A 22841-nucleotide genomic window follows, 5' to 3' on the forward strand; every position below is an offset into this window, starting at 1 on the left:
ATGACCGTGTTGAACCTGGTGAAGAACCGCGCCGGCGCCAGCTGGCTGTTCCTGGTCGCCGCGACCGTGCTGTCCTGGGCAGTGGGCGCCGAACACGGCACCGGATCATCGGTGGCGGTGCTGGTGCTGGGCATCGCCGCCATCAAGGTCCGCCTGGTCGGCCTGGACTTCATGGAGTTGCGGCACGCCCCGATACCGCTGCGGGCCGCGTTCGAGACCTACTGCATCGGGATGTGGGCGCTGCTCTCGGCGCTGTACCTGTGGCTCTAGACCAGGTCGACACCGCCGGCGCGCAACGCCGCCAGATCCGGCGCACCGCACCCGTGCAGGCACACCCGCAGCTCACCGATGAAACGCTCCAGCCATTCCTGCACCGCCGCGGCCGACTCGATGGCGGGCACCAGCAGGGGATGGGCCACCGCCACCACCTCGGCGCCCAGTGCGATCGCCTTGGCCGCGTCCATCCCGGTGCGGATGCCGCCGGAGGCCACCAGCGGCATCGACGGCAACACCGAACGCACCTCGATTAGCGCCTGCGCGGTCGGAATGCCCCATTCGGCCAGCCCCAGATCGTTGATACCGCCGTAGCGGACGAACTGCTCAACCCGTGCCCAGGAGGTGCCACCGGCGCCCGCCACGTCCACGGCGGCCACGCCGATATCGCTCAACGCACGCGCGGCCACCGCCCCGATACCGTGACCCACCTCCTTGAGCAGCACCGGATAGCCGATGGTGTCGACCACCGCGCGCAGCTGCGCCAAGGAACCGGTGAAATCGGTGTCGCCGTTGTGCTGCACCGCCTCCTGCAGCGGATTGGTGTGCACGGCAAGCGCATTGGCCCCGACGCTCTGCAGTGCCTGGCGAAGCTCGGGCACCACCGCCCGGTTGAGCTGTGCCAGGCCGATATTGCCGACCAGCAACACATCGGGCGCCACGTCACGCACGTGGAAGGTGTTCACCGACTCCTCGCCGAGCATGATGCGCTGCGATCCGAGCATCATCCCCACCCCGAGCGCCTGCGCCGCGGTGGCCAGGTTGCGGTTGATGGTGCCCGACAGTTGCGACCCGCCGGTCATCGCCCCGATCAACACCGGCGCCTGCAACCGCACCCCGAGGAACTCCGTGCTCAGGTCGATACCGGTCAGGCTGGTCTGCGTCAACGCGTTGTAGGGCAACCTATAACGCTCGAGTCCGGTGGTGACTGTCTGATACTGGACGGCCTCCGACAGGCACACGTCGATATGCCGACGCTTGCGCATCTGCATGCGGTCGTCGAAGCCGGGGCCGATGGTCACCCGATCGACATTGCCATATCCGGCGCTAGCGGCGCCGCCGCGCCTCGATCAGATGCCGCGTCGAATGCGCGACGAACTTTCCCTCGGCCTCGATTTGAGCATGCAACTCGGCCAGCTTGTCCCGGTAACGCTGCACCGAGAAATCGGGCACCCACCAGATCACCTTGCGCAGCAGGTAGACCACCGCGGCGATATCGAACACCTCGATGCGGGTGCGCGCCACCTGCACGTCCACGACGTCCAGGCCGGCGGCCCGCGCGGCGCTCGCCTCGTCATCCGGGTCGCGGTGACGCCGCGCCTCAGGCTGGGGACCGGTGAAGATCTCGATCAGTTCGAACGCGCTCGCGGGGCCGACATGCTGGGCCAGGTACGACCCACCCGGGCGCAACACCCGCGCGATCTCCGGCCACGCGATGGTCGCGGGGTGCCGACTGCTGACCAGATCGAAGGTCGCATCGGGAAACGGCAGCGCCGTCTCGGGCGCCTCGCGCACCGTCACGCCGTCCAGCACGTGGGCGGCCGCGGCGACGCTCGGCGGCCAGGCCTCGGTGGCGGCCAACACCGGCGGCCGCCGCCCGGCGGCACGGAGCGCCTCACCGAACACCTCCCCGCCACCGGTCTGGACGTCCAAGGCAGCGTCGACGTCGCCGAGTCTGGCCGACAACAACCCCACATACCCCCACGGCGGGCGCTGCTCGGTGGCCCGCCCGTCGAGCCAGGAGAAATCCCAGCCGGTGACATCGGCGGCTGCGCCCTCGGCCAGCAGTTGCTCGAACATGACAGCCAGTCTCGCGCCTCCGGCAACTCGGGATCTTCGGCCCCTGAGACAATGGTCGGGTGTCAGATGCCTTGTGGATCGCGCTCGCGGTCGTAGCCGTCCTGGTCGTAGTCGCGTTGGTCGTCGGATTGGTGCGCTACCGCAAGCGGCGGATCAGCCTGTCAGCCCCTGACACCACCACCCAGCTCGACAAGTCGGGTGGCTATAAGGCCTCCTCAGGCATCACGTTCAGTTCCTCGGCGACCGCACCGCCGGCCGAGAAGGTCGACACCACCGGCCTGCCCGGGGTGGGCGATGACGCGGCCGTGCCGCGCGACGCTCCCAAACGCACCATCGCCGACGTCAAGCTGCCCGAACCACCGGTGGTGCAACCCCCGAAGCCGGTCACCGAGCCCGGACCGAAGCCCGAGCCAGAGCCCGAACCGAAACCCGAACCCGCCCCGCAGCCCGAGCCCGAGCCGGTTCCCGCACCGACCCCCGAGCCGGCACCGCAGCCGACGCCCGAGCCCGAACCAGAGCCCGAGCCCGAACCCGAGCCGACCATCGAGCCGATCGCCCCGAGCGAAGGCCGGCTGGAACGGCTGCGTGGCCGGCTGGCCAAATCGCAGAGCACCCTGGGCCGCGGTGTGCTGGGCCTGCTCGGCGGCGGCGACCTCGACGAGGAGTCCTGGGAGGAGATCGAGGACACCCTGCTGATCGCCGACCTCGGCCCCGTCGTCACCCAATCGATCCTGGCCTCGCTGCGCTCCAAGATGGCCAGCGCCTCGGTCCGCACCGAGGCCGACGCCCGTGCCATCTTCAAAGAGGTGCTGATCTCCGAGCTGCGCCCGGACCTGGACCGCTCCATCCGTGCCCTGCCGCACGCCGACAAGCCCTCGGTGCTGCTCGTCGTCGGCGTCAACGGCACCGGCAAGACCACCACCGTCGGCAAGCTGGCCCGGGTGCTGGTCGCCGATGGGCGCCGCGTCGTCCTCGGTGCCGCCGACACCTTCCGCGCCGCCGCGGCCGATCAGCTGCAGGCCTGGGCATCGCGGGTGGGTGCCGACGTCGTGCGCGGTCCCGAGGGGGCCGACCCGGCGTCGGTGGCCTTCGACGCCGTCGACCGGGGCATCGCCACCGGCGCCGATGTCGTGGTCGTCGACACCGCGGGCCGCCTGCACACCAAGACCGGTCTGATGGACGAACTCGGCAAGGTCAAACGCGTCGTCGAAAAGCGTTCCAAGGTCGACGAAGTGCTGCTGGTGCTCGACGCCACCATCGGCCAGAACAGCCTGCCGCAGGCCAAGGTGTTCGCCGAAGTCGTCGACATCACCGGTGTCGTGCTGACCAAGCTCGACGGCACCGCCAAGGGCGGCATCGTGTTCCGCGTACAGCAGGAACTCGGTGTCCCGGTCAAGCTGGTCGGACTGGGCGAAGGACCCGACGATCTGGCTCCCTTCGAGCCGTCGGCATTCGTCGACGCGCTCCTCGGATAGCACATCCGGCGGCCGGGAAACATACGTGTAACAGACAACGGGAATCCGTTCACGCTTGCGAAACATCTGTGAACCACAGATGAAACGCGGGCAAAAGAGTCTCTTCTGCGAGGCCGATTCCATCGGCGATATCCCGAGGAGGTTCAATCAAAGTGGTTCCCGGCTTGCTTGACGTGGCCCTGGCCATACCCGACGAAAATTTCAAGCCATTCGGTCCGGATGGCTTGAACTCCGGTGACACGGCATGGGTTCTCGCATCCGCCGCCCTGGTGTTGCTGATGACCCCGGGTCTCGCGTTCTTCTACGGTGGTCTGTCCCGGCAGAAGTCCGTGCTGAACATGATGATGATGTCCTTCGGATCCCTCGGCCTGGTCAGCGTGATCTACGTGCTGTGGGGCTACTCGATGTCGTTCTCCTCGGCGCACACCGGCGCGACCCCCGGACTGTTCTTCGACAATCCTTTCTCGCTGTTCGGCGTCAACCAGCTGATGGAGGAGCGCGAGGTCGACGGCGTCGCCACCTTCGTCGCCGGCGGCTTCGGTTCCGTACCGGCCATCGTCTGGGTCGCCTTCCAGCTGACCTTCGCCGTCATCACCGTCGCGCTCATCAGCGGTGCGGTCGCCGAGCGCATGAAGTTCGGCACCTGGCTGGTGTTCGGCGGCCTGTGGGTCACCTTCGTGTACTTCCCGCTCTCGCACATGGTCTGGGGCGGCGGCCTGCTCTCGGGTAGCGATCAGGGTCTGGCGGCCATGCTGTTCGGTGTCGACGACGAAGGAGCGGCCAACGTCGCGCCGATCGACTTCGCCGGTGGCACCGTGGTTCACATCAACGCCGGTATGGCCGCACTCGTGCTGGCCATCCTGCTGGGCAAGCGAGCCGGCTTCGGCAAGACCGCCTTCCGCCCGCACAACATCCCGTTCGTGATGCTGGGCGCGGCCCTGCTGTGGTTCGGCTGGTTCGGATTCAACGTGGGCTCCGAGGGTGCCGCCGATGTGCTGGCCGGCCTGGTCTGGGTCAACACCACCGCCGCCACCGCGGCCGCGATGCTGGGCTGGCTGCTGGTGGAGCGCCTGCGCGACGGCCACGCCACCAGCGTGGGCGCCGCCTCCGGTGTGGTCGCCGGCCTGGTCGCCATCACCCCGGCCTGCGGCAACCTCACCCCGATCTGGTCGCTGGTGGTCGGCGCGATCGCCGGCATCCTGTCGGCACTGGCCATCGGCATGAAGTACAAGTTCGGCTATGACGATTCGCTCGACGTCGTCGGCGTGCACCTGGTGGCCGGCCTGTGGGGCACCGTGGCACTGGGCTTCTTCGCCACCGACGCCGGCCTGTTCGTCGGCGGTGACTACAAGCAGTTGGTGGTCCAGGTCGTGATCGCCGTTGTCGCACTGATCTTCACCGCGGTGTTGACGACCATCATCGCCTTCGTCGTCAAGCCACTAGGCTGGCGTGTCAGCCAGGAAGACGAGGCCACTGGCATCGATGAGACCGAGCACGCAGAAACCGCTTATGAACTCGCATGATCGGGAACAATTGACTCCAGTTCTGGAAGGATCGACCAAATGAAGCTGATCACCGCGATCGTCAAGCCGTTCACACTCGAAGACGTCAAAACCGGCCTGGAGCAGACGGGCATCCTCGGTATGACCGTCAGCGAGGTGCAGGGCTACGGCCGCCAGAAGGGGCACACCGAGGTCTACCGCGGCGCCGAGTACTCGGTGGACTTCGTGCCGAAGGTGCGCGTCGAGGTCGTCGTCGACGACTCCGCCGTCGACAAGGTGGTGGACGTCATCGTCCAGGCCGCACGCACCGGCAAGATCGGAGACGGCAAGGTGTGGGTGAGCCCCGTGGACACCGTGGTGCGCGTGCGCACCGGTGAACGGGGAGTCGACGCACTCTGATCACCGGTTGAGGACGGTCGTTTCCCGGCCATACAGGAAGAATGTTCGAACGTAGGGCCGGGGGAGGAACCGAAATGACCGATCAGACAAGAGATCCCGCCGCCGAAGGCTCCCGATGGGAGGCTCCGGCGGCGGGATCGCCGCGTCCGGCCACCGATTTGGCCAAGGCATCCGAACAACTGCTCAAAGCCGGTGCCAAGCAACTGGATTCGGCTGCGCTGCGGCACGCGTTGCTGGACCTGCACGAATTCTGGCTGTCGACGAAGGCGGCCGAGATCGGCATCACCGCCACCAGCGGCTTCGCCATCGTCGCCACCGGGGGACTGGGCCGCGGTGAACTGCTCCCGTATTCCGACCTGGACCTCACGCTGCTGCACGACAACATGCCCGCCGACGTCGTGACCCAGGTCGCCGAGCTGCTCTGGTATCCGCTGTGGGACGCCAACATTCGCATCGATCACAGCGTACGCACCGTGCCCGAGGCGCTCAAGGTCGCCGGTGCGGACATTGCGGTCGGGCTGGCCATGCTCGACGCCCGCCACATCGCCGGCGATGCCGAACTGTCCAATCTGCTGACCGGCGGTGCCCGGCGGCAATGGCGCATCGGAATCGCGGGCCGATACGAGGAACTCGTCGAGCACACCAAGGCCCGCTGGGAGCGCAGCGGGCAGATCGCCCACCGCGCCGAACCGGATCTGAAGAACGGCCGCGGTGGCATCCGCGACGTGCAACTGCTCAACGCGCTGGCCATCGCGCAGTTGGCCGATGTCTACCCCAGTCGGCTGCTGGCCTCACCCACCGGAACCCTCGGCGGAGCACACCTGTCGCTGCTGAATGTGCGCACCGAACTGCACCGGGTCTCGGGGCGAGGTCGTGAACAGGTGCTCGCCCAGTACGCCGACGAGATCGGTGCCGCGCTGCGCATCGGCGACCGCTTCGACCTGGCCCGCGCCATCTCCGATGCCGCCCGGACCATCAGTTACTACGTCGACGCCGGCATCCGAACCGCGGGAAACGCCCTGCCGCGCCGTGGTTTCGCCGCGTTGCGCCGACCGACCCGACGCCCCCTGGACGAGGGCGTCATCGAATACGGCGGCGAAGTCATCCTGGCCCGCGACGCGCGCCCCGAACGGGACCCGGGCCTGATCCTGCGGGTGGCCGCAGCCTCGGCCACCACGGGACTACCGATCGCCGCCTCCACGCTCAGCCGATTGGCCGGTGCCGCACCCGAACTGCGCATGCCGTGGCCGCGGGAGGCGCTCAAGGATCTGCTGGTGCTGCTCTCGGCCGGACCGGCCGCCGTCGCCACCGTCGAGGCACTCGACCGCACCGGGCTGTGGGGCAGGCTGTTCCCGGAATGGGGCGCGGTGCGCGACCTGCCGCCGCGCGATGTGGTGCACATCTGGACCGTCGACCGCCACCTCGTCGAGACCGTCGCGCGTGCAGCGGCATTCACCACCCGCGTCTCCCGGCCGGACCTGCTCGTGCTCGGTGCGCTGGTGCACGATATCGGTAAGGGGCGCGGCGGCGACCACAGCGTCATCGGCGCCGAGTTGGCCACCCAGATCGGCACTCGGCTGGGGCTCTGGCCCTCCGATGTCGAGGTGCTCTCCAAGATCGTGCGCTACCACTTGCTGTTGCCCGATACCGCCACCCGCCGCGATTTGCAGGACCCCAACACCATTGCCGCAGTGGTCGAGGCGCTCGGGGGTGACTCACTGCTGCTGGAACTGTTGCACGCGCTGGCCGAGGCCGACTCGCTGGCAACGGGTCCGGGGGTGTGGGGCGACTGGAAGGCGTCGCTGATCGGTGATCTGGTGCGCCGCTGCCGACTGGTGATGGCCGGGGAACCGCTGCCCACCCCGGATCCGATCGACCCGCGCCATGTGGCCCTGGCCGCCGACGCGGGGGTTCATGTCGAGTTGGCGACCGGTGAGAGCCCGCACATCCACAACGTCACCATGATCGCTCCGGACCGGCGCGGCCTGCTGTCCAAGGCCGCCGGGGTGCTCGCCCTGAACGCACTGCGCGTGCATTCGGCATCGGTGAACAGCCGAGACGGACTGGCCATCAACACCTTTGTGGTGTCACCGCATTTCGGCACCCCGCCGGCCGCCGAGTTGCTGCGCCAACAGTTCATCCTGGCCCTCGACGGCGGGCTGGACGTCGCTGAGACCCTGGAACGCCGGGACTCCGAGGCGGCCGCGGCCGGCCCGAATCGGGCGGGCGAGACGCCGGCCTCGGTGCCGGCCACCGGCACCACCGCCCCGCCGCGCATCCTGTGGTTCGACGGCAGTGCGCCCGGCGAGCTCGTCCTGCAGGTGCGCGCCGGTGACCGGCCCGGTCTGCTGTCCCGGCTGACCGCGGTGATCGAACGCGACGGTCTCGATATCAGCTGGGCCAAGGTCACCACCTTGGGGTCGGTGGTGATCGACGTGTTCAGCATCGTGGTGCCGGCGCTGAGCGATACGAAACTCGATGGGGTGCGCGCAAATCTGGAGCGCGACCTGTTCGCGGTGCTGCCCGCGCCGCCCCCGCCTAAGGTGTCCGAGGCGAGTTAGCCGGTGGCCGAGACGGTCACCCAGGTGTTGTTCACCGCAGCGGTCCCGGTGAAGGTGTCCACCTGATCGGGATCGTGCAGATCGTTGACATTGGCGCCGGGCAGGGTGTTGGCGTGCAACCATCCGGTGTGGCGGTGGCCCCACCCGTGCGGCACGGCGACGGTGCCGGCGCGCATCTCGTCGCTGATATCGACCGGGATCTCGATCTGGCCGATGTCGGAGGCCACCCGCACCACATCGCCCTGGGACAAGCCGCGCGCGGCGGCATCGTCGGGATGCATCAGCACCGTGCACTTGTTGTTGCCGCCCGTCATGGTCGGCACGTTGTGCAGCCAGGAGTTGTTGCTGCGCAGGTTGCGTCGGCCGATCAGCTGCAACCGGCCATCGGCCGGTGCGTCGGTCCGGGTGGCCAGCCGGGCCGCGGCATCGGCGACGAACTCCGCGGGTGCCAGGTGCACCAGCCGGTCCTTGGTCGCGATCACCTTGTCCAAACGTGGTTCCAGCGGCCCGAGGTCCAGACCGCCGGCGCTGTCGCGCAACGCGCGCATCGTGACGCCCTTGCGGCCTCGGCGCAGCCGTCCGTAGGGGCCGGTCGCCAGCACGGCCGCCGTCAGCCGCAGCGGGTCGGCGAAGGCGATCCACCGGTTGCGCAGCGGCTTGCTGAGCTGACGCAGCGGTGCCGGTAGCAGCTCGAAGGTCAACCGGCTCAGGATCTCCCAGTCTTCCAACGCCCCCGGCGCGGGTTCGAACGACCGGTGTTGATACCGAATGTTGTTGCGCACGCTGAAGACCGTGGTCAACAGGCCGACATCCTCGCGCTCCAGTGGCGAGACCGGCGGCAGGATGAAATCGGCGTGGCGGGTCGTCTCGGTGACGTACATGTCCACGGCCACATACAGATCGAGCTGACCCATGGCCTCGTCCAGGCGGCCCTTCTGCGGGATGGACGACACCGGATTACCGGCATAGGTGACCATCGCGCGGATCTTTCCGCGGCCGGCGGTCAGGATCTCGTCGGCCATCGCCACCGCAGGCAGTTCGGCGCGGAACGCCTTGTACCGGCCCGAGCGGTCGGTCCACCAGCCGTGTCCGACGGGGATGTACTTGGCGAGCCGCGGCACATCGATGATCGGCGTGGAGAACATCGTCCCGCCGGCGCGATCCAGGTTGCCCGTCACGGCATTGATCACCATGACCAACCAGCTCACCAACGTGCCGGTCTCCTGCTGGCAGATGCCGATACGGGCGTAGATGGCCGCCGATTCGGCGGCCGCGTGCTCGCGAGCCAAAGTCCGGATCTCCTCGGCGTTCACCCCGGCGGTCTCGGCCACGGCCTCGGGAGTGGCGTCGGCCACCAGCCGCCGCAGCTCCTGCCAGCCCGAGGCCCACCGCACGATTGCCGCAGCGTCGCAGAGGTTTTCGGTGATCAACACGTTCAGCATGCCCAGCAGCAGATGGACATCACCGCCGGGTTTCACGGCCACGTGCTGGTCGGCCAGTTTCGCGGTCTCGGTGCGGCGCGGATCGACGACGATGACCTTGCCGCCGCGGTCTCGGACGGCTTTGATGCGCCGCTTGGCGCCGGGCATGATGGACAAGGAGCCGTTGGATACCGCCGGGTTGGCGCCCAGGATGACCAGCCGCTGGGTGCGGTCGATATCGGTGATCGGCACCAGGGCGTTGGATCCGAACACCCGCCAGGCGGCGTACTCATGGGGCATCTGGTCGATCGAGGATGCCGAGAAGAAGTTGGGTGTCAGCAGCGCGATGCGCAGCGCCAGGCCGTACAGCGCCCCTGAGCTGTGCGCGGCGGGGTTGCCCAGGTACATGCCCAACGCGCGAACGCCGTGCTTGCGTCGGATGACACGCAGCCGAGTGCCGATCTCGTCGAACGCCTCGGCCCAGCTGACCGGTTCGAAGGAGTCTCCGACCCGGCGCATCGGGGAGCGCAGCCGGTCCGGGTCGTGGTGCAGCGCGCCCATCGCGGTCGCCTTCGGACAGATGTAGCCCTTGGAGAAGACGTCGTCGGGATTACCGGCGATGCGGCTGACGTGGCCGTCGGTGACGGTGACGTGGATGCCGCAGTGCGCCTCGCACAGCGTGCACTGGCTGATGTGCGTCACGCTGTCTTCCTCGGGCGCCGTGCCGCGCACCGCAGCGATGGGGAGGTCGATCGCGGTCATGGGGTCCTCCGGCGCTAATCTGTCATCGGGCGTTGACAGATTAACGCCCCGTGGTCGCCCGAGGCCAGAGTGCGCGGTGAGTTCATCCTGGCTGACCGCTAGGCTTGCCAGGTGTTTGAATCGCTGTCTGACCGGTTGACCGGTGCTCTCCAGGGGCTGCGCTCCCGCGGCCGGCTGACCGACGCCGACATCGACGCCACCGCCCGCGAGATCCGGCTCGCCCTGCTCGAGGCCGACGTATCGCTGCCCGTGGTGCGCGCCTTCGTCGGCCGCATCAAGGATCGCGCCAAGGGCGCGGAGGTGTCCGCGGCGCTGAACCCGGCCCAGCAGGTCGTCAAGATCGTCAACGAGGAGCTCATCGGCATCCTCGGCGGCGAGACCCGTCAGCTCGCCTTCGCCAAGACACCGCCGACGGTCATCATGCTCGCCGGTCTGCAGGGCTCCGGTAAGACCACCCTGGCCGGCAAGCTCGCCCGATGGCTCAAGGGCCAGGGCCACACGCCGTTGCTGGTGGCGTGTGACCTGCAGCGTCCGGGTGCGGTGCACCAGCTGCAGATCGTCGGTGAACGCGCGGGCGTGTCCGTCTTCGCCCCGCACCCCGGGGTGTCGCCGGACGGCGTCACCATCGACCAGATGACCACCGGTGACCCGGTGACCGTCGCGGCCGCCGGTCTGGCCGAGGCCCGGGCCAAGCATTTCGACGTCGTCATCGTCGACACCGCCGGCCGCCTCGGCATCGACGAGGAACTGATGGGGCAGGCCGCCGCGATCCGCGATGCCGTCTCACCGGATGAGACGCTGTTCGTCCTCGACGCCATGATCGGTCAGGACGCCGTCAGCACCGCCGAGGCCTTCGGTTCCGGCGTCGGATTCACCGGCGTGGTGCTGACCAAGCTCGACGGCGACGCCCGCGGCGGTGCCGCGCTGTCGGTCCGCGAGATCACCGGCGTGCCGATCCTGTTCGCCTCCAGCGGTGAGAAGCTCGAGGACTTCGACGTCTTCCACCCCGACCGGATGGCCAGCCGCATCCTGGGCATGGGCGACGTCCTGTCGCTCATCGAGCAGGCCGAGCAGGTCTTCGACGCCGAGCAGGCCGAAGCCGCCGCCGCCAAGATCGGCTCCGGTGAGCTGACCCTGGAGGACTTCCTGGAGCAGATGCTGGCCATCCGCAAAATGGGGCCGATCGGCAACCTGCTGGGCATGCTGCCCGGAGCGGGCCAGATGAAGGACGCGCTGGCCGCCGTGGACGACAGCCAGCTCGATCGCGTGCAGGCCATCATCCGCGGTATGACCCCCGCCGAGCGGGCCGATCCGAAGATCATCAACGCCTCGCGCCGGCTGCGCATCGCCAACGGCTCCGGTGTCAGCGTCTCCGAGGTCAACCAGCTCGTCGACCGGTTCTTCGAGGCCCGCAAGATGATGTCGCAGATGGCGGGCCAGATGGGAATGCCGTTCGGACGCAAGAACACCCAACGCAAGGCCGCCAAGGGTAAGAACAAGCAGGCCGGTAAGAAGAAGGGGCGCGGCGCCAAAGGACCGACGCCGCCGAAGAATCCGATGGGCGCAGGCATGCCCGCCGGATTCCCGGACCTGACCGGCATGCCCAAGGGGCTCGACGAGCTGCCGCCCGGTCTGGCCAATATCGACCTGTCGAAGCTGAAGTTCCCGGGGCAGAAATAGATGCGGCTGCATCTTCGAGGCCGAGGGTTACCCGACGGCGAGGAGGTGCAGTGGTGGGTTGTCGATGAGCGCTCGCTCGAAGAGCATGGGCACAGCGGGCGGCTGTCGGCCGAGCCGGTCGCCGACGCGGTAACAGTTTTCGACGGCGGCTGGATCATCCCGGGCCTGGTCGACGCGCACTGTCACGTGGGGCTCGGCCCCGGCGGTCCGACCAGCGTCGAGGAGGCCGTCGAGCAGGCCGAGACCGAACGCGATGTCGGTGCGTTGCTGCTGCGCGACGCCGGATCACCGGTGGACACCCGCAGTTTCGACGACCGCGACGACCTGCCGCGCATCATCCGGGCCGGCCGGCACCTGGCCCGCCCCAAGCGCTACCTGCCGGGGCTGCCGATCGATATCGAGGACGAGTCGCAGCTGCCGGCCTACGTCGCCGAGCAGGCGCGCTGGGGCGACGGCTGGGTGAAGTTGGTCGGGGATTGGATCGACCGGGGAGTGGGGGATCTGGCGCCGCTGTGGTCGGATGACGTGCTGGTCGAGGCGATAGCGGCCGCGCATGCCGAGGGTGCGCGCGTCACCGCGCACGTCTTCGGTGAGGACGCACTGCCGGGACTGATCAAGGCCGGGATCGACTGCGTCGAGCACGGCACCGGCATCACCGAGGACATCATCGACCTGATGCTGGAGCACGACACCGCGCTGGTGCCGACGCTGATCAACATCGGGAACTTCCCGGGTATCGCCGAGCAGGCGGCCAAGTACCCGACCTATGCCAAGCACATGCGCGATCTGTACGCGTCATGTCATCGGCGGGTCGGCGCCGCCCACGAGGCGGGGGTGCGGGTGTACGCGGGCACCGATGCCGGCGGGATGGTCGCTCACGGCCGCATCGGCGACGAGATCGCGGCGCTGGGCCGGGTGGGCATGACACCGACGCAGGCGCTGGGCGCGGCATGCTGGGACGCGCGGGCGTGGCTGGGCCGTCCCGCGCTGGAGCACGGCGCCTCGGCCGACCTGCTGTGCTTCCGCGACGACCCGCGGGAGGTCGGCGTCGGTGACCCGGATCTGGTGATCCTGCGCGGGCGCATCTGGAGCTAGCACCGAGATTGACGTTTGGGCGGGATCCTCTCGCACTTTTTCACCCGTTTGTACGTTTGGGCGAAAAGGGGGCGAGGGGTTAGTACACGTCGCGGACGTAGCGGTGACTCTTGATCAGGTCGTTGACGTAGGCGTGCGCGGCCTGCGCCGACATCGCGCCGCAGCGCGCGACGATATCGTGCAGCGCGGCGTCGACATCCTTGGCCATCCGGTCGGCATCCCCGCACACGTACAGGTGCGCACCGTCGATCAGCCAGCGGTAGAACTCCTCGGCATTCTCCTGCATGCGTTGCTGCACATACACTTTGGTGTCCTGGTCGCGCGAGAACGCCAGGTCCAGCCGGGTCAGCACACCGGAGCAGACGAACTCCTGAAGCTCCTCGCCGTACAGGTAATCGGTGCCGCGGCGCCGATCCCCGAAGAACAGCCAGGACGCACCTGTTGCCGCGGTGGCGCGACGCTCCTGCAGAAAGGCCCGGAACGGCGCGATGCCGGTACCCGGGCCGATCATGATGATCGGCACATCGGCCGCGGGCAACCGGAAGTGGTTGTTGGGGCGCAGCTGCACCCGGACGTCCTCGCAGCGGTCGGCCAGGTAGGTCGATGCCACTCCGCCGTGCACGCGGTCGCCCAGTTCATAACGCACGCTGGCCACCGTCAGGTGCACCGAATCGGGATGCTCCAGCGGGCTCGACGCTACCGAGTAATCGCGGAACTGCAACGGCCGCAACGTATCGAGCACCTCGTCGACCTTGAGGTCGGCCAGCGCGACGATATCGAGCACATCCCTGCCGTACAGCCACGAGTTCTGCGTGCCACCGTGGGTGTCGCCCGACTGCAGGGCCGCTGACACTTGCGCGTCGGTCGTGCGGGTGGCCGCCAGGTCCAGCAATGCCCGCGACGGCGTGCGGATCTCGAAGTGCTCGGTCAGCAGCGTGCCCAACGGTTGTTCGTAGCCGGGCACGCCGTGTTCGGCGGTCACGCCGAACTCGTCCAGCAATGCCCGGACCAGCACCGGATCGTTGGTCGCGTGCACGGCAATGGAATCCCCGGCCTGATAGCTGAGTCCGGTTCCGGTGAGGTCGATTTCGTAGTGGCGAACCTCCTTGTCGGAATCGGTGGAGTTGAGCCGACGGTTGACCGACAGCCGCGCGGTGACCGCGACATTGCGCTCACGCGGTTCCGCTCGCTCGACAGCGGGCGCCGGCGCGGCCGCCGTGTCACCCTGCGTGGCGGTGAGCATCTTGACGATATCGGCGGTCCACGCCTTGGCGGGCTGCTCATAGAACCCGTCGACGTCGACCCTGTCCACCATCCGGTGCGCGCCGAGGGCCTCCAGGCGCTCGTCGAGGAGCTTGCCGGCATTGCAGAACAGTTCATAGGAACTGTCCCCGAGAGCCAGCACCGCAAAGTTCAGGTGTTCCAACCGCTCGGTGTCCGCGCTGATGGACTCCCAGAACAGGGTGGCCGAATCGGGGAACTCACCTTCACCGAAGGTCGAGACGACGACGACGAAATGCGTGGTGTTCTGCAACTCGGAGATCTCGACCTGGTTCAGCTCGACGGCCTCGACCTCGATCCCGATCTCGCCGACCGATTCGGCGAAGGTCATCGCCGCGTCCTCGGCGTTACCCATGTCGGTGCCGAACGCGACGATGAGTGAGAGATCAGCTTGGCCGGTCACTTAGCCCCCTTTGTCACGCGCCGTAGCCCGGCGCTGAAATTAGGGTGACCTTACTTGCTGTGGGGCGCCCGTGGGGGCCTCCCTCTCAGGGCTGGTTGAAACCCCAGTCCAGCAGGCTGATGGCCTGTCCGTACAGGTCGCCGGACCCGTACATCTGTACCACAACCAGCCGACGGTTCCCGCGCTGAGCTGCGCCGACATAGGTCTTACGGGCCAGGTTGGTGAAACCGGTCTTCCCGCCGAGATCGCCCGGGTACCGGGTGAGCAACTCGTTCTGGTTCGACAGCGTCCTGCCCGCGAACTCGGCCGACCGGGACTGCATGATCTGCGCGATCAGCGGGTAGCGCAGCGCGGCCCGGAAGATGACGGCCAGGTCGTGCGGTGTGGTGACGGATTCCCAACCGGGGCCGTCCAGTCCGGAAGGTGACGACGCCCGGGTGCTGCGGGCCCCGACGGCGGCTGCCTTGCGGTTCATCGCCGCGAGCGCGACGCGCTGCCCGCCCAGCATGTCCGCAAGCATGTTGGCGGCGTCGTTGCCCGACACCATCAGCAGTGCGCTGAGCAGCTGGGTGACGGTGTAGGGCTGGCCGGGTTTGAGATGCACGCAGGAACATTCGACCTTGGTGTGCGAGCCGTTGGCTCGAGCGAAGTTGTCCGGACGCAGGTGATCGAGCACCGTCATCGCCAACAGCACCTTGATGGTGCTGGCCGGGGCGTAGGACCCGTGCGGATCGTTGGCGGCCAGCACCCGGCCGGTGTCCAGGTCGGCCAGCAGGTACGCCTTGGCGGGACCGTTGGTGAACGATTGCGCGCCAATGGGTTCCACGGTGGGAGCGGCATGCGCGGGTGCCGCGAGGACCGTACTGAGGGCGAGTCCGGTCGCCGCGAGCAGATGCCGCACTGTCCCTCATTCCCGTCGCTCCGCTGGCGCTACGCTCGCCCCGCGCGTAACGCTACGGTCGGCAGGACTCGAAACGGTCTCCGTCGGGTCTCGAACTACAGCACGCCGACGCCGGCGGCCCGGTCCTGGGCGAACCCCCAGTCCAGCAGTGCCGAGGCCTGGTCCCAATACGTCGGCCCACCCTCGCGCACCAGGCCGAACATCAGTGCCACCACCAGCCGGCGGCCGTCGCGCCCAGCCGCGCCCACGAACGTCTTGCGCGCCAGATCGGTGAAGCCGGTCTTGCCGCCCAGCATGCCGGGATAGCGGGTCAGCAACTCGTCCTGATTCACCAGCACCCGGTCACCGTCCTTGCCCGGGAACAGCGCCGTCGGCTGCGCGGTGAGCTGCGCGAACACCGGATGGGCCATCGCGGCCCGGAAGATCACCGCGAGGTCGTGCGGCGAGGACCAGATCTCGATACCGGGGCCGTCCAGACCCGACGGGCTACCGGCCACGGTGGCGTGAGCACCGACCGCCGCCGCCTTGGCGTTCATCTTCGCCAGCGCCGCGGGCCGCCCGCCGAGAGCGGTCGCCAATGTGTTTGCTGCGTCGTTGCCCGACACCAGCAGCAGACCCTCCAGCAGCTGACGCACCGTATAGGCGCGCCCGGGTGCCACCCCGGCGCAGTTGCACTCCACCCGGGTGTCGGCCTCGTCGGCCACCACGGTCATCTCCAGGGGTAGTTCGTCGAGGGCCACCATGGCCAGCAGCACCTTGATGGTGCTCGCCGGTGCGTACCGGCCGTGGGCGTCGCGCGCGGCCAGCACGGCTCCGGTGTCCATGTCCGCGAGCACCCACGCCTGCGCAGGTCCGTCGGGTATCGGCACCGAGCCGAGGGGTTGTTGCACCCCGGTGACGGCACCGGCCGAGCCGAGCCCGGCGGTGCACATGACGAGCACTGAAATGAGACCGGCGACGAGCCTGCGCATGAGTTGTGAGCCTAACTACCTTTCGAGGCCAGAGGTTTGGAAGGCGCCGCCACCGGTAACGTAAGACCAGCGCGAACCAGAGTGGCCTTCAACCATCGAGGGGGACGAAAACAATGTGCGGCATCGCCGGCGAGGTTGCTCGCGGCCGGTCGGCAGATCTCGGAGCCATTGCCGAGATGGCGAAAACCATGGTGCCGCGAGGCCCCGACAGCGGGGGATTCTGGTCCCAGGGAAACATCGCGCTGGGGCACCGCCGGCTGGCGATCATCGACCTGTCCAGTCACGGCCAGCAGCCCATGCACGATCCCGAACTCGGGCTGACGGTCGCCTTCAACGGATGCATCTACAACTACCCGCAACTGCGTCAGGAACTGCTGGCGAAGGGGTACCGGTTCTTCTCGCACAGCGATACCGAGGTCGTCCTCAAGGGCTACCGCGAGTGGGGCGAGAAGGTCGTCGATCACCTCTACGGCATGTTCGCCTTCGCCGTCACCGAGGTGGACAGCGGCCGGGTGCTGCTGGCCCGCGACCGCCTGGGCATCAAGCCGCTGTACTACACCGAGGTCGCCGACGCGCTGCGGTTCGCCTCGTCGTTACCGGCCCTGGTCGCCGCCGGTGGTGTCGACACCGACATCGATCCCGTTGCGCTGCACCATTATCTGAGTTTCCACTCGGTGGTTCCGGCGCCGCACACCATCCTGCGTGGCGTCAAGAAACTGCCGCCCGGCACCCTGATGCGCATCGAGCCCGACGGCTCGCGCACCCAACACACCTACTGGGAACCGGTTTTCGAGCGCTCGGCCGAACGTGCGGCCTGGTCGGAGCCGGAGTGGGAAGAGGCGATCCTGGCCTCGCTACGCACCGCCGTCGAGCGTCGACTGGTCGCCGACGTCCCGGTCGGCTGCCTGCTCTCCGGTGGACTGGACTCCAGCCTGATAGTGGGTCTGCTGGCCGAGGCGGGCCAGCACGGGCTGGCCACCTTCTCGATCGGGTTCGAGGCCGCCGGCGGTGAGGAGGGCGACGAGTTCAAGTACTCCGACGTCATCGCCCGGCACTACGGCACCGACCACCATCAGATCCGCATCGACACCGCCCGCATGCTGCCCGCATTGGGCGGCACCATCGCCGCGATGAGCGAGCCGATGATGAGCCACGACTGCGTGGCCTTCTACCTGCTGTCCCAGGAGGTCAGCAAGCACGTCAAGGTGGTGCAGTCCGGACAGGGCGCCGACGAGATCTTCGCCGGCTACCACTGGTATCCGCCGATGGCGCACGCTCCCGACGGTGATCCGGCGGCCGCGCTGGCCAGCTATCGGCAGGCCTTCTTCGATCGCGACCACACCGCGTTGAACACCCTGCTGCAACCGTCCTGGCGGCTGGACGCCGATATCGCCGGTGACTACGTGCTCGAGCACTTCGCCAGCCCCGGCGCGGCCACCGCCACCGACCGCGCGCTGCGACTGGACACCACCGTCATGCTGGTCGACGACCCGGTCAAACGCGTCGACAACATGACGATGGCGTGGGGCCTGGAGGGCCGGGTGCCTTTCCTGGATCATGAGCTCGTCGAATTGGCGGCCACCTGCCCGCCGCATCTCAAGACGGCGTACGAGGGCAAGGGCGTGCTCAAGGAGGCGGCCCGTCGCGTCATCCCGCACGAGGTGATCGACCGCCCCAAGGGCTACTTCCCGGTGCCGGCGCTCAAACACCTGTCCGGGCCGTACCTGGATCTGGTGCGCGACGCCCTGCACAGCGAGGGCGCCAAGGCACGCGGGCTGTTCAATCCGGCCGAGGTCGATCGCCTGCTGGCCGATCCGAACGGTTATCACACCCCACTTCGGGGTAACCCCCTGTGGCAGCTCGGGCTGCTGGAACTCTGGCTGGCGCACCATGTGGATGGGGTAACGACGAGATGACCCTGGAGAAGGCGACTCCAGACAGCGACGCCGCTCCGAAAGAGGTTGTGCAGGACCTCGGGTGGGGTCGCTTGGTGTTCGGGCAGACCTTCGACGATCCCGGGGAGTTGGGCACCGCGCTGCGCGCCGAGGCCAGTGGCCGCCGCGATATCGGCATGTACCTGGAGGCACCGCACGTCTTCGTGGCGCTCAACCCGCAGGAATTCTTCATCGATCCGAGCTTCACCTACCGGCTCGACCTGACCGAGCCGCTGGCCTACCGGCCCGCCGATCTGCCCGGGGTGACGGTGCGCCCGGTCGAGTCGATGGCCGACTGCGCTGCCATCAACGAGATCTACCTGCAGTGCCGCATGGTGCCCGCCGACGTCGACCTGATGTGGCACAACAGCCAGTCCGAAGAACACATGATCTACCTGGTGGCCGTCGACGACCACACCGGTGCCGTCGTCGGCACCGTCACCGGCATCGACCACGCCCAACTGTTCGACGACCCCGAGAACGGGTCGAGCCTGTGGTGTCTGGCCGTGAGCCCCACCCTGTGCCGGCCGGGGGCCGGCGGCCTGCTGGTGCGGTCGCTGGTCGAGCAGTTCATCCGGCGCGGCCGCGCCCAGATGGACCTGTCGGTGCTGCACGACAACGAGGGCGCCATCGCGCTGTATGAGCGGATGGGATTCGAGCGCGTCCCCGAACTGGGGGTCAAACGCAAGAACGCGATCAACGAAAAGCTGTTCGCGCCCGCCCAGCCCGAAGAGGAACTCGACCAGCTCAACCCGTACGCCCGCATCATCGCCGACGAGGCGATCCTGCGCGGTATCGCAGTCCAGGTGCTCGACGCGCAGGGCGGTTATCTGCAACTCACTCACGGCGGCACCACCGTGACCACCCGCGAATCGCTGTCGGAGCTGACCAATGCCGTCGCGATGAGCCGCTGCGACGACAAGCGCATCGCGCGCAAGGTGGTCAGCGAGGCCGGTATCACCGTGCCCAAGGGTGTCACCGCCACCTTCGGCGAAGAAGACCACCGCTTCTTGGGTGAGGTCGGCTCGGTGGTGGTCAAACCGGCCCGCGGTGAACAGGGTGCCGGGATCACCGTCGGTGTCACCCGCCACGACGAACTGGACCGGGCGCTGCAACTGGCCAGCAAGCACTGCCCGGACGTCCTGATCGAAGAGCGTTGCGCCGGTGAGGATCTGCGCATCGTGGTGATCAACGGCAAGGTCATCGCCGCCGCCGTCCGGCGCCCACCGGAGATCATCGGCACCGGCAAACACAGCATCGGGGCGCTCATCGAGGCGCAGAGCCGGCGCCGATCGGCCGCCACCCAGGGCGAGTCGCGGATTCCGCTGGACTCGGTCACCGAGGACACCGTGCGCGAGGCCGGCTGGGACATGGACGATGTGCTGCCGGCCAACGAGCACCTGGTGGTGCGACGCACCGCGAACCTGCACACCGGCGGCACCATCCTCGATGTCACCGACGATCTGAACCCGGTACTGGCCAAGGTCGCGGTCGACGCCGCGGATGCCATCGGCATCCCCGTCACGGGGATCGATCTGATGGTGCCCGCCGTCGACGGTGAGGACTACGTCTTCATCGAGGCCAATGAGCGGCCGGGTTTGGCCAATCACGAACCGCGGCCGACGGCGCAGGCCTTCGTGGATCTACTCTTTCCACGTACCGCGGCCACCCCGTGGGCCTGGCAGCCCGATCCCGTCGACCAGGGATAGCAGCACACCGGCCCTGCGCGGCCTACCGATCAACGCTGAGAAGGAGGCGTTTTGTCCGAACGTGCCGTCATGCCGGAGGCGACCCGGGCCTGGATGATCGACACCCTGCTGGCGATGTTGCAGACACCCAGCCCGTCGGGCCGCACCGACGCGGTGATGCAACTGATCGGCGACACGCTCGACGACATCGGTGTTCCGTTCACGCTGACCCGCCGCGGCGCGCTGACCGCCGTGCTGCCCGGGGAGTCGGACACCACCGACCGCGCGGTCGTCGTGCATGCCGACACCATCGGATGCATGGTCCGCGACCTCAAGGACAACGGTCGCCTCGAACTGATCCCGGTCGGCACGTTCTCGGCGCGGTTCGCCACCGGCGCCCGCGTCCGCGTCTTCACCGATGACCCGGACGAGTTCTTCACCGGAACGGTCATGCCGCTCAAGGCATCCGGGCATGCGTTCGGTGACGAGATCGACACCCAGCCGACCGAATGGGAGCACGTCGAGGTCCGCATCGACCGCAAGGTCACCAGCCGCGCCGACCTGGAGCGGCTGGGGTTTCACGTCGGTGACTTCGTCGCGCTGATCGCCGCGCCGGAGCTCACCTCCGACGGCTACATCGTGTCCCGGCACCTCGACGGCAAGGCCGGCGTGGCCGTTGCGCTGGCGCTGGCCAAGACCGTCGCCGAGGAGAAGATCGTGCTGCCGCACAAGACCACGATCATGGTGACCATCACCGAGGAGGTCGGCCACGGCGCCAGCCACGGTCTGGATCCCGATGTCGCCGAACTCGTCTCGGTGGACAACGCTGTCTGCGCGCCCGGCCAGCACTCCATGGAAGATGGCGTGACCATCCCGATGGCGGATCTGCACGGCCCGTTCGACTACCACCTGACCCGAAAACTGTGCAAGCTGGCCGAGGATCTCGACATCCCGCACGCGCGCGATGTCTTCCGCTACTACCGCTCCGATGCGGCCGCCGCCATCGAGGCCGGCGCCAACACCCGCGCCGCGCTGGTCGGCTTCGGGCTGGACGGCAGCCACGGCTGGGAACGCACCCACATCGACTCGCTCGAAGGTGTCTACAACCTGCTGTTCGCCTGGCTGCAGACCCCGCTGACCTTCGCCAAGTGGGATGCTCACCCGACCGGCAAGCTGCGTGACTTCCCGTCGTCCAAGCAGCCCGCGCCCACCGAGCAGTGGGTGCCGCTGTCGCGCGGGGATCACGCCGAGCCGGGAGAGTGGGAAGGCGAACACTGGCCGCCCTCGGAAGGCCCGCAGGCCTGACCCGTCCGGTGGTTCAATCAAGGGCGTGCTGAGCCTCGAAGAGATCTCCGACCGCCTCGAAATCCAGCAGCTGCTCGTCGCGTACTCCACCGCGATCGACGCGCGCCGCTTCGACGACCTCGATCAGGTGTTCACCCCGGACGCCTACGTCGACTACCGCGCCATGGGCGGGGTCGACGGCCGCTACCCGGAGGTGAAGGCGTGGCTGTCGCAGGTGTTGCCGAACTTTCCGGCGTACGCGCACATGCTGGGCAACTTCGACGTGACGATCACCGGCGACACCGCCACCGCGCGGACGCTGTGCTTCAACCCGATGGTGCTGGGCGGTGAGGAGGGCCAGGTGCTGTTCTGCGGGCTCTGGTACGACGACGAGTTCGTCCGCACCGCCGAGGGCTGGCGGATGACCAAGCGCGTCGAGGAGAAGTGCTTCGACCGGGTGGTCTGAGGCGGACCGGCTTCTCCGGCGAGCGACCGCAAACGGTCAGCCACGACGGCGTGTCGGCGTACCGACACGGTCGGCCGGCGCCGAATGCCGGGATTTGGGCAGGCCCCGGGCCCTCTGGCACAATGATCGGCTGTCCGTACGCGACTCGTTAGATGCGCCGCGCGGCGGTCACACACGTAAGGCAAAACCGGATCCCGGCATCCCGCCGGAGATCGCCGCATTGCAGCGTGGCAAGCACAGGAGTGATTCATGGCTGTCAAAATCAAGCTCACCCGTCTGGGCAAGATCCGCAATCCCCAGTACCGCATCTCCGTCGCCGACGCGCGTAACCGCCGCGACGGCCGCTCCATCGAGGTCATCGGCCGCTACCACCCGAAGGAAGAGCCGAGCCTGATCGAGATCGACTCCGAGCGTGCGCAGTACTGGCTGAGCGTGGGCGCGCAGCCCACCGAGCCCGTCCTGGCCCTGCTGAAGATCACCGGTGACTGGCAGAAGTTCAAGGGCCTGCCGGGCGCCGAGGGCACGCTGAAGGTCAAGGAACCCAAGCCGTCGAAGCTGGATCTGTTCAACGCCGCGCTGGCCGCCGCTGACGATGCGCCCGCCGGCCAGGCCGTGACCCAGAAGAAGAAGAAGGCCCCCAAGGCTGACGAGGCGCCGGCCGAGGCTGCTGAGGCTCCCGCCGAAGAGTCCGCCGCCGAATGAGTTCCGTCGTCGTCGACGCCGTGGAGCACCTGGTGCGCGGGATCGTCGACAACCCCGACGACGTCCGGGTCGACATGGTCACCAACCGGCGCGGACGGACCGTCGAGGTCCATGTGCACCCCGATGACCTGGGCAAGGTCATCGGCCGCGGAGGTCGCACCGCCACCGCGCTGCGCACGCTGGTCGCCGGCATCGGTGGTCGCGGCATCCGCGTCGACGTGGTGGACACCGACCAGTAGTCAC

Annotated in this window: 19 protein-coding genes; 13 read left to right on the top strand and 6 right to left on the bottom strand. The window is 68.1% G+C overall.

What is annotated here, in order from left to right; all coding sequences use genetic code 11:
• On the top strand, nucleotides 1-270 hold the full coding sequence (locus tag ACWDUN_RS02345) for a cytochrome C oxidase subunit IV family protein (RefSeq protein ID WP_449924042.1): 270 nt from the start codon (nucleotides 1-3) through the stop codon (nucleotides 268-270).
• On the opposite strand, the gene fni is transcribed toward ACWDUN_RS02345, so the two are convergent.
• Nucleotides 267-1265, bottom strand: a complete 999-nt coding sequence (fni, locus tag ACWDUN_RS02350) for a type 2 isopentenyl-diphosphate Delta-isomerase (RefSeq protein ID WP_449926173.1) — start codon at nucleotides 1263-1265, stop codon at nucleotides 267-269. The two genes, ACWDUN_RS02345 and fni, sit on opposite strands and share 4 nt — an antisense overlap.
• Nucleotides 1266-1320: 55 nt before the next feature.
• Nucleotides 1321-2073, bottom strand: a complete 753-nt coding sequence (locus ACWDUN_RS02355; protein WP_449924045.1) for a class I SAM-dependent methyltransferase — start codon at nucleotides 2071-2073, stop codon at nucleotides 1321-1323.
• 59 nt (nucleotides 2074-2132) lie between these two features.
• On the opposite strand from ACWDUN_RS02355, the gene ftsY reads away from it, so the two are divergent.
• The 4 genes from ftsY (at nucleotide 2133) to ACWDUN_RS02375 (ending at nucleotide 8010) form a co-directional block, all read left to right on the top strand.
• Entirely contained in the window at nucleotides 2133-3548 is a 1416-nt protein-coding gene (gene ftsY / locus ACWDUN_RS02360; protein WP_449924047.1) for a signal recognition particle-docking protein FtsY, read from the top strand.
• A 173-nt stretch (nucleotides 3549-3721) separates the two neighbouring features.
• Nucleotides 3722-5071, top strand: a complete 1350-nt coding sequence (locus tag ACWDUN_RS02365; protein ID WP_449926176.1) for an ammonium transporter — start codon at nucleotides 3722-3724, stop codon at nucleotides 5069-5071.
• 39 nt (nucleotides 5072-5110) lie between these two features.
• A complete protein-coding gene (locus tag ACWDUN_RS02370; protein WP_030133509.1) occupies nucleotides 5111-5449 on the top strand; it encodes a P-II family nitrogen regulator in 339 nt (112 codons plus the stop codon).
• 74 nt (nucleotides 5450-5523) lie between these two features.
• Nucleotides 5524-8010 (top strand): [protein-PII] uridylyltransferase, encoded by a 2487-nt coding sequence (locus tag ACWDUN_RS02375; RefSeq protein WP_449924054.1) that lies wholly within the window; start codon nucleotides 5524-5526, stop codon nucleotides 8008-8010.
• On the opposite strand, the gene ACWDUN_RS02380 is transcribed toward ACWDUN_RS02375, so the two are convergent.
• Nucleotides 8007-10193, bottom strand: coding sequence for a molybdopterin-dependent oxidoreductase (locus ACWDUN_RS02380; RefSeq protein ID WP_449924057.1), 2187 nt, complete (start codon nucleotides 10191-10193; stop codon nucleotides 8007-8009). The two genes, ACWDUN_RS02375 and ACWDUN_RS02380, sit on opposite strands and share 4 nt — an antisense overlap.
• Before the next feature lie 111 nt (nucleotides 10194-10304).
• On the opposite strand from ACWDUN_RS02380, the gene ffh reads away from it, so the two are divergent.
• Together ffh and ACWDUN_RS02390 are read left to right on the top strand one after the other, a co-directional pair.
• Nucleotides 10305-11873, top strand: coding sequence for a signal recognition particle protein (gene ffh / locus ACWDUN_RS02385; RefSeq protein WP_449924060.1), 1569 nt, complete (start codon nucleotides 10305-10307; stop codon nucleotides 11871-11873).
• On the top strand, nucleotides 11874-12968 hold the full coding sequence (locus tag ACWDUN_RS02390; protein ID WP_449924063.1) for an amidohydrolase family protein: 1095 nt from the start codon (nucleotides 11874-11876) through the stop codon (nucleotides 12966-12968).
• A 79-nt stretch (nucleotides 12969-13047) separates the two neighbouring features.
• On the opposite strand, the gene ACWDUN_RS02395 is transcribed toward ACWDUN_RS02390, so the two are convergent.
• From ACWDUN_RS02395 to ACWDUN_RS02405, 3 genes are all read right to left on the bottom strand, one after another.
• Entirely contained in the window at nucleotides 13048-14652 is a 1605-nt protein-coding gene (locus tag ACWDUN_RS02395; RefSeq protein WP_449924066.1) for a diflavin oxidoreductase, read from the bottom strand.
• Between the two features lie 85 nt (nucleotides 14653-14737).
• Nucleotides 14738-15553 (bottom strand): D-alanyl-D-alanine carboxypeptidase family protein, encoded by an 816-nt coding sequence (locus ACWDUN_RS02400; RefSeq protein ID WP_449924069.1) that lies wholly within the window; start codon nucleotides 15551-15553, stop codon nucleotides 14738-14740.
• Nucleotides 15554-15648: 95 nt separating this feature from the next.
• Nucleotides 15649-16524, bottom strand: coding sequence for a D-alanyl-D-alanine carboxypeptidase family protein (locus tag ACWDUN_RS02405; protein WP_449924071.1), 876 nt, complete (start codon nucleotides 16522-16524; stop codon nucleotides 15649-15651).
• Nucleotides 16525-16637: 113 nt separating this feature from the next.
• Between ACWDUN_RS02405 and ACWDUN_RS02410 the strand changes: the two genes are divergently transcribed.
• From ACWDUN_RS02410 to ACWDUN_RS02435, 6 genes are all read left to right on the top strand, one after another.
• Entirely contained in the window at nucleotides 16638-18440 is a 1803-nt protein-coding gene (locus tag ACWDUN_RS02410; protein WP_449924074.1) for an N-acetylglutaminylglutamine amidotransferase, read from the top strand.
• On the top strand, nucleotides 18437-20167 hold the full coding sequence (ngg, locus tag ACWDUN_RS02415) for an N-acetylglutaminylglutamine synthetase (RefSeq protein ID WP_449924075.1): 1731 nt from the start codon (nucleotides 18437-18439) through the stop codon (nucleotides 20165-20167). Before ACWDUN_RS02410 ends, ngg begins: the two co-directional genes overlap by 4 nt.
• Before the next feature lie 69 nt (nucleotides 20168-20236).
• Nucleotides 20237-21451, top strand: coding sequence for an osmoprotectant NAGGN system M42 family peptidase (locus ACWDUN_RS02420; RefSeq protein WP_449926179.1), 1215 nt, complete (start codon nucleotides 20237-20239; stop codon nucleotides 21449-21451).
• 25 nt (nucleotides 21452-21476) lie between these two features.
• Nucleotides 21477-21896 (top strand): nuclear transport factor 2 family protein, encoded by a 420-nt coding sequence (locus ACWDUN_RS02425; protein ID WP_449924078.1) that lies wholly within the window; start codon nucleotides 21477-21479, stop codon nucleotides 21894-21896.
• Nucleotides 21897-22145: 249 nt separating this feature from the next.
• Entirely contained in the window at nucleotides 22146-22598 is a 453-nt protein-coding gene (gene rpsP / locus ACWDUN_RS02430; RefSeq protein ID WP_449924081.1) for a 30S ribosomal protein S16, read from the top strand.
• The gene (locus tag ACWDUN_RS02435; RefSeq protein ID WP_003928628.1) at nucleotides 22595-22837 is read left to right on the top strand and encodes an RNA-binding protein; all 243 of its coding nucleotides are present in this window, start codon (nucleotides 22595-22597) and stop codon (nucleotides 22835-22837) included. Before rpsP ends, ACWDUN_RS02435 begins: the two co-directional genes overlap by 4 nt.
• Nucleotides 22838-22841 lie beyond the last annotated feature (4 nt).

The sequence above is a fragment of the Mycobacterium sp. NPDC003323 genome (assembly GCF_053589535.1).

Coding starts and splice junctions, on each gene's coding strand:
- ACWDUN_RS02370 (WP_030133509.1), top strand. CDS start 5,111: ATGAAGCTGATCACCGCGATCGTCAAGCCGTTCACACTCGAAGACGTC.
- ACWDUN_RS02420 (WP_449926179.1), top strand. CDS start 20,237: ATGCCGGAGGCGACCCGGGCCTGGATGATCGACACCCTGCTGGCGATG.
- ngg (WP_449924075.1), top strand. CDS start 18,437: ATGACCCTGGAGAAGGCGACTCCAGACAGCGACGCCGCTCCGAAAGAG.
- rpsP (WP_449924081.1), top strand. CDS start 22,146: ATGGCTGTCAAAATCAAGCTCACCCGTCTGGGCAAGATCCGCAATCCC.
- fni (WP_449926173.1), bottom strand. CDS start 1,265: ATGCAGATGCGCAAGCGTCGGCATATCGACGTGTGCCTGTCGGAGGCC.
- ACWDUN_RS02345 (WP_449924042.1), top strand. CDS start 1: ATGACCGTGTTGAACCTGGTGAAGAACCGCGCCGGCGCCAGCTGGCTG.
- ACWDUN_RS02355 (WP_449924045.1), bottom strand. CDS start 2,073: ATGTTCGAGCAACTGCTGGCCGAGGGCGCAGCCGCCGATGTCACCGGC.
- ACWDUN_RS02435 (WP_003928628.1), top strand. CDS start 22,595: ATGAGTTCCGTCGTCGTCGACGCCGTGGAGCACCTGGTGCGCGGGATC.
- ACWDUN_RS02390 (WP_449924063.1), top strand. CDS start 11,874: ATGCGGCTGCATCTTCGAGGCCGAGGGTTACCCGACGGCGAGGAGGTG.
- ACWDUN_RS02405 (WP_449924071.1), bottom strand. CDS start 16,524: ATGCGCAGGCTCGTCGCCGGTCTCATTTCAGTGCTCGTCATGTGCACC.
- ACWDUN_RS02375 (WP_449924054.1), top strand. CDS start 5,524: ATGACCGATCAGACAAGAGATCCCGCCGCCGAAGGCTCCCGATGGGAG.
- ACWDUN_RS02410 (WP_449924074.1), top strand. CDS start 16,638: ATGTGCGGCATCGCCGGCGAGGTTGCTCGCGGCCGGTCGGCAGATCTC.
- ACWDUN_RS02380 (WP_449924057.1), bottom strand. CDS start 10,193: ATGACCGCGATCGACCTCCCCATCGCTGCGGTGCGCGGCACGGCGCCC.